Raw genomic sequence first — 8,545 nt, 5'->3', positions numbered from 1 at the left:
GGCCGGGGATGGGTTGAAGGGGAAGGCGCTTCAGCTTCTGCGGCAGGAGTTGGCTGAGCAGGACTTGGCTACTCAGGAGATGCCGGGGGAGGCGATTGCGGTGGGGTTGGCTGGTGGGGAGGCGACCGCGTCGACGGTGGTTGGGGCGCTCAAGGACTGGATTCATCGGCGGAAGAGTCCGGAGCGCGTGGTGTTGACGATCGGGGCGGATTCGCTGGAGGTCGCGCGGGCCACGGTGGACGAGAACACCCAGCAGATCAAGGCGTTTCTGCAAGGGAACGTTTGAACGTTGTGACGGATAGCCCGTCGGCGTATTTTCGGGAGTGACTTGTACGGCGGGGTGACTCGTCGCAGGAAGCTCTGCCTGGAATCCCCTCCAGCTGGGTGGAGCCCAAAGGAGCCCGGAGCGCTTGGCGCCCCGGGCTCCCTCGTTGCGCAGCCGATCCCCGACGCGATGGATGGCTACCGACAGTTGCGGGACGCAACGCCACCCGGGATCATGGATCGGGATCCTGGGAGGGATGTTCGTGGGGGATTGGGTGGACGTCGTACTGCTGGATGACGATGCGGAGGCCGCGGATCGCGGCATCAGGCAGTTGCGGCGTCAGCTGGCAGAGAACGAGATCGACACGCGCACGGTCGAGGCGAGTGCGCCGGTGGGGAGTAAAGGCGACGCGGCCGGGTTCAACGCGGTGGCGATCGCGCTGGGCGGAGCCGGTGGGATGGTGCCGCTGCTGATCGCGATCTTGCGCGACTGGCTTGGCCGGCGCGTGCCTGAGCAGCGGGTCAAGCTGACGATCGGCACGGATTCGATCGAGCTGGACGCGGCCACGACGGACGAGCAGCAGCGATTGGTCGAGACTTTCCTGCGTAAGCACGAAGAGGGCTGAGCGGCTGTGGGGCGCCGGCGGGCGTTGCTGGTGGCCACTTACGAGTACGACGATACTGGGCTGCGCCAGCTCGTCTCCCCGGCCCAGGATGCGGAGGCGCTCGCCGAGGTGCTCGAGGACCCCGCGATCGCCGGGTACGAGGTGCAGGTTCTGATCAACCAGCCGTCGAGTCACGTCGGCGAGGTGATCGACGAGTTCTACGCGACTGCCGGGCGCGATGACCAGACCCTGCTGTACTTCAGCGGTCACGGGGTGAAGGACGACAACGGCCGGCTGTACCTGGCGATGAAGAACACGAAGCGCGATCGGCTGCGCTTCACCGCGCTTCCAGCGCACATGGTCAACGAGGCTGTCAATGACAGCCGAGCGCGGCAGAAGCTCCTGATCCTGGACTGTTGCTATGGCGGCGCGTACGCCGTTCAGCAGTTCGCGAAAGCGGATTCGGCGGTGGATACCAAGGCCGAGCTCGGTGGTCGCGGCCGGATCGTTCTGACGGCCACCGAAGCCACGCAGTACGCGTTCGAAGGGGCCAAAGTCCACGGGCAGGCATCGCAGTCCGTCTTCACCCGTTGCATCGTGGAGGGTCTGCGCAGCGGCGCCGCTGATCTCAATGCCGATGGCGACATTACGGCGGACGAGCTGTACCAGTACGCGTACGACGCAGTCGTCGCCGAGCAGCCGAACCAGCGGCCCCAACAGATCGCGGACGTTCAGGGCCGGACCGTGATCGCCGCCAATCCGCACTGGGAGCTGCCGGCCCGGATCGTCACGGATCTGGAGAGCCCGCTGCACCGGGACGCCGCCGTACAGCAGCTCGGTCGGTTGCTCCAGGCAACAAATGAGCGGGTACGGCGGACTGCGCGCGCCAAGCTCGAGGAGTTGCTGACCAACGACAGCCGGGCGGTTTCAGCCGCCGCCCAGGCGTATCTCGACAGCCCACCGCCACGGCCGGAGCCGATAGCGGCCCCGATTCCGGTACGGCGTCCGACCGGGCCGACGTTCGGCGCCGCCGCGCGAGCCTCGGCGAGGCGATGGCGCCATCGATTGCGCGGGCCGGCGGCGAAGGTGCGCGCTGCGGCGTCGAGTTGGTGGATCGTCGGCCCGTTCGCGCTTGCGGCGGGGCTCGCCATCACCGCCGCTGCGCGCGACATCACGCCGTACCTGATCGCGGTGGCAGCGGTCCTGACCTGTGCGGTCGCGACCCAGTTCCGCGCGTCTGGTCCGGCCTTCGCCGCGGGCATGCTGCCGCCGGCCGTTCTGAGCACGGCGATCGTTGCCGGTGATCCGACGAACTGGAACAGTCTTTCCACGGTGCTCTTCAGGGCGGCGCACATCGCCTGGCTCGCGGCTGCAGCTGTCGGCCTGTTCAGATGGCGACCCTCGAAGCCGAGTCTGCGGATCGGTCTGCTGGTTCCGGCGGCGATCGCGGCAGCACTCGTCCTGATCGTCGTGGTTGAGGACTACCGCAGTCCGCATCAGTACAAGGCTGTGCCACACCTCACCTATCCAGCAATCGTTGGCCTCATCGCTGCCGAGTTCGCGTTGATCGGTCCGCTGTTCACCTTCGGCCGCATCTTCACTGTCGGTTGGGTAGTTGGTGGATTCGCTGTGTGGCTTGGCCTCTTCAGCGGATCAGAGGGTTTGGCCGCCCCCTGGCAGGCGGTGGTGGCGCTTCTCGTGGTCTGGTTGCTGATCGGAGTCCTGACCATCGCACGGCCGCCCCGAACCGGCGTCCCGATCCGTCGGTTGGTGATGATGGCGCCGCTGCTGGCTCCCGCCGTACTGGGTGCTGTCGCCTTCGCCGTCGTACCGGCCGCATCTCAGACGCCATTTGCGGCCGCGCTGGCTCTCAGCCCCGACGATCGCATCCTTTACGCGGCCGACTTCAGCAACGACCGGGTTGTCAAGATCGACACGACGACCCGCGAACAGGTTGGTGATGCGTTGCGAGTCGGTGACGAGCCGAGCCGGATTCTGCTGTCACCTGACAGCACGACCCTGTACGTCGCCAACGCCGGTGCAGGTTCGATCTCCGTCGTCGACGTGGCTGCTTGGAAGATCATCGGTACGCCGATCGCCGTCGCGCCCGATTCGGTCGAGCTGTCGCTGAGCCCGGTCAAACGTCGTCTCTACGCGCTCAGCGCAAAGTCGGAGACGATCACGGAGATCGACACCGACACGCGGCAGACTGTCGGTGGTCCGCTGGCCAGCGGACCGAACCCGGGTGACATCGCGGTCGATGCGAAGGGCGAGCGGCTGTACGTCGCCAACCAGGATGCCGGCACGGTCTCGGTGATCGACACGACGACGCGCCAACCCGCGCGGAACCCGATCAAGGTCGGCTCCGAACCGGGCGACCTGGCACTCGGTCCGGACGGAGCGCTGTACGTCATCGGACGTTCTTCGTACTCCGTCATCAACACGAAGGTCGAAACGAGCCGTCCGACGCCGTTCACCCTCCCGGCCGATTCCCGCGTGGCTGTTGCCGACAGCAAGAATCTCTATGTTCTGGGTCGCTCGGGCCGCGACGATACGTTCCGGGTCGTCGATGTCGGCAGTCGCCAGGTGATCAGGTCGCTGACCGACGACCTTGGATTCGCGGTGGGCCTTGCCGTCAGCGCGGACGGGCGGCGGATCTACGTCTCCAACTTCTCCCAGCCGGGCATCGTCGTGCTCGACGGTGCAGGTCCGAAGGCGGTCGGCGTGATCGGGCTGAAACGCTGAGAAGGGCCGGTCCGTTGTGGACCGACCCTTTCTGACGGCTCTACAGGTTGCGGAAGAACTTCCGCAGGTCGGCGGTCACGTCGGCCGGGCGTTCGAGGCTGGCGAAGTGGCCGCCTTCGGCGAAGTTGGACCAGTGCGTGATGTTGGTGTTGTCGCGGTCGGCGAGCGGGCGGATCGTCTTGAAGTCGTCGGCGAAGACGGCGACGCCGGTGCGGGCGTGGTTGGGCTGGGGCTCGGCTCCGGACTTTGCTTCTTCGTAGTGGTAGCGGCCGGCGGCGGCTGAGGTGTTGGTGAACCAGTAGAGGGAGACCTCGGTCAGGATCTGGTCGCGGGAGACCAGGCTGGTGCCGTTGCCGAAGTTGTTGAAGAGTTCGTTCCAGGCGAGCTGGCCGACCGGGGAGTCGGAGATGCCGACGGCAACGGTTTGCGGGCGGGTCGCGTTGATGGCGTTGTAGCCGCCGACCGACTGGAACCACTGCAGGTGCTCGAGCGCCGCGTAGTCCTCCGGGGTGAACTTCTCGAACTCGGTCGGGTCGCCCGACGGGAACGAGAACAACTGCAGGACGTGAAGCCCGAGGAAACCTTCAGGATTCAGTACGCCGAGCTCCCGCGAGATCATCGCGCCACCGTCGGATCCGTGCGAGCCGTACGAGTTGTACCCGAGTCGGCGCATCAACGTGTCGAAGGTGCGGGCGACGCGGGCCATCGTCCAGCCGCGGTCGACCAGCGGGGTGCTGAAGCCGAAGCCGGGGATCGACGGGACGACGACGGAGAACGCGTCCTCGTCCGAACCGCCGTACGCCGCCGGGTCGGTGAGCGGGCCGATCATGTCGAGGAAGTCGACGAATGAGCCGGGGTAGGTGTGGACCAGCAGCAGCGGGGTCGCGCCCTCGACCTTCGACGGGACGTGGATGAAGTGCACGGTCTGGTCGTCGATCTCGGTCAGGTAGTGCGGGAACTCGTTCATCCGCACTTCCTGGGCACGCCAGTCGAAGCCGTTGCGCCAGTGGTCGACGGTCTCCCGCAGGTAGTGGTTCGGGGTGCCGTAATCCCAGTCGTCGCCGGGGGCCGGCTCGGGCAGCCGCGTCCGGTCGAGACGGGCGTGCAGATCGTCCAGGTCGCGCTGGGCGATGTCGACGGTGAAGGTGCGGATGCTCTCGTTCGCGGTCATGGCTTTACCGTAGAATCCTTATAGGAACATTAGGTTCCTAATTGACCGAGGAGTTTCACCGAAATGTTGGAGACCTCGTCGCGGTTGCTCTCGTTGCTGGCGCTGCTGCAGACGCGGCCGGCCTGGACGGGTGCTGAGCTGGCCGAGCGGCTGGACGTGACGACGCGGACGATCCGCAACGACATCGACCGGCTGCGCGAGCTCGGGTATCCGGTTGACGCGACGCGCGGCCCGGCCGGTCACTACAAGCTCGGGGTTGGGGCGAAGCTGCCGCCGTTGCTGCTGGACGACGAGGAAGCGGTTGCGGTTGCGGTCGGGCTGCGGACCGGCGCGGGGCTCGCTGGGATGGAGGAGAGCAGCGTGCGCGCTCTCTCGAAGCTCGAGCAGGTTCTCCCGCATCGGCTTCGGCGTCAGGTGAACGCGGTTCATCAGGCGACGTCGAAGGGCCCCGACGACTCCGGGACGAACGTCGAGGCGCCGCAGATCGATGCGACATTGCTGAGCACGATCGCGGCGTGTATTCGCGACGAGCACTACCTGCGGTTCGACTACGAGATCCCGCAGGGAGCGCTCTCTCGTGACGCTGGATCAGCCCGTACGTCCAACCTGCCGGTGCTCGTGCAGCCGTACCGGCTCGTGAGCTGGAACCGGTTCTGGTACGTCGTCGCCCGCGACGAGAACGACGAGTGGCGGACCTACCGGGCCGACTGGATGTCGTTGCGGATGGCAACGGGTATGCGGTACCAGGCGCGGCCGATGCCGGAAGGCGACTACATCGAATTCGTACTGCGTGATGTCGCATCGACTGGTTGGCTGGTGCATGCCCGGATCACGGTGTCTGCGCCGGCCGACGAGGTGCTGAGCCGAATTCACGCGGCCGTCGGAGTGGTCGAGCCGGTGGATGAGCAGACCTGTGTGCTGGTCACCGGCTCGGAATCACTGGAGATGATCGCGATCTACATCGGCATGCTCGGGCTCGACTTCCGGGTCGACGGGCCGCCGGGGCTGGTCGAGCATCTGAAGATCATCGGAGAGCGCTATCTCCGCGCGATCTCCTAAGCGCCGCCCGAACCGCCCAGGCCGGCGTTGCGGGCCTGGATGATGGCGGCGCTGCGGTCGGCGATCCCGAGCTTGGTGAAGATCGCGGAGACGTTGTTGGCAACGGTCTTCGAGGCGAGATGGAGGCGGTCCGCGATGGCCGGGTTGGACAGGCCGGCTGCGAGCAGATCGAGGATCTCGCGTTCGCGGCTGGTGAGCTCCGGGAACGGTTCGGCCGTGGGTGCGGGGGCGGAGAAGAAGCCCAGTACGCGGCGGGCGACGCCGGGTCCGAAGATCGCTTCCCCGGCGGCGACGGCGCGGATGGCCCGCGCGATCTCGTCCTGTTCGGCGCCCTTCACCAGATAACCCCGAGCCCCGGCCCGCATCGCGGCAAACACCGAGTCGTCGTCTTCGAACATCGTCAGCACCAGTACGGCGACGTCCGGCGCCGACCGCGCGAGCTCCCGAGTCGCCGCGAATCCGTCGAGATCGGGCATCTGCAGATCCAGTACGGCGACATCCGGCCGGCTCGTGATCACTTCGCGAACCGCTTCCCGCCCGGTCGACGCGACCCCGACCACCTCGATCCCGGGCAACGACGTCAGCAGCGCGGCCAACCCGGCCCGGACCACGGGATGATCGTCGGCCAGCACCACCCGGATCACGGGAGAGCGCTCACTCATGGCGTTCCCAAGGGAAAGCGAGCGTGGACACGGCCGCCGGTGGGGGTGGGGCCGGCCTCGAAGACACCGCCGAGCTCGGCGGCTCGTTCGCGCATGGCGTGCAGGCCGACGCCGGGGTGCCAAGCGCCGTTGGGCGGGCCATCGTCCGTCACTTCGACCTCCAGGTCGTTGCCACAGCGCAACGCTAGTACTGCGGAGGTCGCGCGGGAGTGCCGGACCACGTTGGTGAGCGCTTCCGTGGCGATCCGGTAGGCCGCCACTTCCAGCGCGGCAGGCAATGCAGGCAACCCCTCCGCCGCCACCTCGACCTGGATCGTCGCCCCGTCCGCGCGGAATGCGAGCTGATCCGCTCGCTGCTGCAGCGCGCCTACCAGCCCGAGCTCGTCCAAGGCGGGCGGACGGAGATCGTCGACAAGACGCCGCACGTCGGCGATCGCCGTACGGGTGTCTGTCCGCAGTGTGTTGACCAGGTCGCGGGCCTTGCCGGGGTCGGAGTCCATCAGGTTGGCGGCCGCATCGGCGGTGAACGCAACCCCGGTGAGCGTGGGGCCGAGGCCGTCGTGCAGGTCTCGGCGCAGTCGCCGCCGCTCCTCTTCGCGGGCCGCGACCAGCTTCTCGCGCGATGACTGCAGTTCGCTCGACAGCCGGGTTGCGTGGACAGCAACAGCCAGCGGTACGGCGACGAGTGCGAGCACATCGCGATCCGCGGTCGACAACGTGGATTCGCCGGAGCGGATGCCGATCAGCAGTTGGGCGACCGACGTACCGCCGTACTGAAGCTCAATCGGTACGACGTTCCCCAGCGGAGTGCCGTCGGCCGCGAGGACCATGTCGTCGATCGTGAGCGCGGTATACGGGAACCGGAGCCCCGATCGGATCGCGGCAACGACGCCCGGGAGACCCGCCGAAAGCTGTTCGCCGACGCGGGACGCGATCCGGGCGGGATCGTGGCGATCACCGTAGAGAGCGCGATCTACGAGTCTCTGCAGGCGCGGCAGGATCGGCGCGATGATCAGCGCCACCAGAACGGTGACCGCCGCGGGCCGGCCGACTCGGGACGGAATCAGCACACCGAGGATCGCCGCGAGCGCCGCATAGGAGCCGACGGCAACCAAAGTTAGCAACCCCCAGGTCAGTGCACGCGAAACGACCAGGCGGATGTCGAGGAGTTGGTGACGGACGATCGCCACCGTGACGGCGATCGGAATCAGCGGGATCGCCAGCAGAACGAAGATCGGTGTTCCTGCGATCAGCCCCCACGGGGTAATGAAGAGCAGAGCGAGGACTGATGCCAAGAGCAACCACAACAGCTGTCGGCGGCCGGCTTCGTCTGCGCGGCGGAAGCGGATCACTAGGCAGCTGACCGCGAGCAGGATCGCGATGAGGTTGCGGATCTCGGTCGCGGTCCACAGTGGCTGGAGGTCGGCGTACGAGGGGATGGTCAGGTAGCCGCTCGGCAGGCCGTTGGTCATGGGTTCGCCGCTGCTCCCCATCTCGATCGCGAACAGAGGCGCGGTGATGATGATGCCGAGCGCGACCCAGCGCCAGCGGCGAGAGAGCGGTCTCCCGGTCGGGAACAGCAGGAGGGCGAGCGGCAGGAACAGCCCGATCGACCACGGCCAGGCCCAGAGCGCGATGGTGACGACCAGGCGCTGGGCGGCGAGTGGAGCGCCGGCGTCAGCCAGCACCGGCGCGAGCGGAGCGGTGAGCGTGGTCGTCGCGTGACCGATGCCATCGGCAAGGAACAGCCAGCCGATCGGGTTGCTCGGACGGTGCCATGCGATCGCGGCGCCGCACAGGCCGAACGCCAAGCCCATGAGGCCGTTCGTCACCACGAAGCCGTCGAGCATCTCCTGCCAGCCCCAGCCGGCGAGCGTCGAGAACACCAGCCCGAGGACGACCTCCAGGACCGCGAGCGCGCCCAGGCCACCGGCGAGCTTCCGTCGAGAACGCACGGGGGCGTGCGCGGGATCCGGGGTGGTCATAACGGCAGTGTGCCCCCGACAGTGTCCCGGCGTCTCGGGATCACGTTCCCGGAC

At 67.4% G+C, this 8,545-nt stretch carries 7 protein-coding genes; 4 read left to right on the top strand and 3 right to left on the bottom strand.

From position 1 onward, the window contains the following. The 3 genes from E1263_RS42715 to E1263_RS14670 all read left to right on the top strand — a co-directional run. On the top strand, positions 1-286 hold a 286-nt coding region (locus E1263_RS42715), incomplete at its 5' end, for a hypothetical protein (protein WP_165956613.1). A 235-nt stretch (positions 287-521) separates the two neighbouring features. Further along, a complete protein-coding gene (locus tag E1263_RS14675) occupies positions 522-890 on the top strand; it encodes an effector-associated constant component EACC1 (protein ID WP_132167847.1) in 369 nt (122 codons plus the stop codon). Between the two features lie 6 nt (positions 891-896). After that, on the top strand, positions 897-3,614 hold the full coding sequence (locus tag E1263_RS14670; protein ID WP_132167846.1) for a caspase, EACC1-associated type: 2,718 nt from the start codon (positions 897-899) through the stop codon (positions 3,612-3,614). 40 nt (positions 3,615-3,654) lie between these two features. Here E1263_RS14670 and E1263_RS14665 read toward each other — a convergent pair whose 3' ends face one another. Next, entirely contained in the window at positions 3,655-4,785 is a 1,131-nt protein-coding gene (locus tag E1263_RS14665; protein ID WP_132167845.1) for an epoxide hydrolase family protein, read from the bottom strand. Positions 4,786-4,848: 63 nt separating this feature from the next. On the opposite strand from E1263_RS14665, the gene E1263_RS14660 reads away from it, so the two are divergent. Then, positions 4,849-5,844, top strand: a complete 996-nt coding sequence (locus E1263_RS14660) for a helix-turn-helix transcriptional regulator (RefSeq protein ID WP_132167844.1) — start codon at positions 4,849-4,851, stop codon at positions 5,842-5,844. Here E1263_RS14660 and E1263_RS14655 read toward each other — a convergent pair. Beyond that, complete coding sequence (locus tag E1263_RS14655; RefSeq protein ID WP_132167843.1) at positions 5,841-6,506, bottom strand: response regulator transcription factor; 666 nt, start codon at positions 6,504-6,506, stop codon at positions 5,841-5,843. The two genes, E1263_RS14660 and E1263_RS14655, sit on opposite strands and share 4 nt — an antisense overlap. Beyond that, complete coding sequence (locus E1263_RS14650) at positions 6,503-8,491, bottom strand: sensor histidine kinase (protein ID WP_132167842.1); 1,989 nt, start codon at positions 8,489-8,491, stop codon at positions 6,503-6,505. Before E1263_RS14650 ends, E1263_RS14655 begins: the two co-directional genes overlap by 4 nt. Positions 8,492-8,545 lie beyond the last annotated feature (54 nt).

This window comes from Kribbella antibiotica, assembly GCF_004349055.1.
GTDB classification, from domain to species: Bacteria; Actinomycetota; Actinomycetes; order Propionibacteriales; family Kribbellaceae; genus Kribbella; species Kribbella antibiotica.
This window is presented reverse-complemented; position numbering and strand designations above follow the sequence as displayed.